Here is a 665-nt window from a genome sequence, read left to right on the forward strand (position 1 = left end):
TTAACTTACTTGCGTGAAAAGACGCCTAAATCTTTTCGTTTCGATGCTTGCTTCTTATCTAGTTTTCAAGGTACATGTTTATCAGCTTTAGATAGATAAATTTCCACCACATGTGGCAGAAATCTACACAATAAAACTGTTGTATATGGTGGAGCCTAGCGGGATCGAACCGCTGACCTCCTGCGTGCAAAGCAGGCGCTCTCCCAGCTGAGCTAAGGCCCCTTAGATGGTGGGCCTGAGTGGACTTGAACCACCGACCTCACGCTTATCAGGCGTGCGCTCTGACCAACTGAGCTACAGGCCCATCCGAAGGCATTTCAATCCTTCAAAACTAAACAAAATAGCACTAATGTCATTTGTGGAATCTGTTTCCGTCCTACTGACTTGACTTTCCATACTCCGAATCTCTTATCGGCATAGAAATATGCTCGCTACGACTCCAGAATATTTCAGCAAATCAGTAAGCTGGCTCCACTCTTACTTATCCTTAGAAAGGAGGTGATCCAGCCGCACCTTCCGATACGGCTACCTTGTTACGACTTCACCCCAATCATTGGCCCCACCTTCGGCGGCTGGCTCACGTATTGTGTTACCCCACCGACTTCGGGTGTTGCCAACTCTCGTGGTGTGACGGGCGGTGTGTACAAGGCCCGGGAACGTATTCA

The 665-nt window shown here is 48.4% G+C and carries 2 tRNA genes and 1 rRNA gene; all 3 read right to left on the reverse strand.

Annotated elements, in window-relative coordinates:
• Positions 1-146 precede the first annotated feature (146 nt).
• A tRNA-Ala gene (locus KQ486_RS14190) sits at positions 147-222 on the reverse strand.
• 5 nt (positions 223-227) lie between these two features.
• Positions 228-304, reverse strand: a tRNA-Ile gene (locus KQ486_RS14195).
• Between the two features lie 187 nt (positions 305-491).
• Positions 492-665, reverse strand: a 16S ribosomal RNA gene (locus KQ486_RS14200); the annotation flags it as partial.

This window comes from Allobacillus halotolerans (assembly GCF_018967645.1).
GTDB classification, from domain to species: domain Bacteria; phylum Bacillota; class Bacilli; order Bacillales; family Alkalibacillaceae; genus Allobacillus; species Allobacillus halotolerans.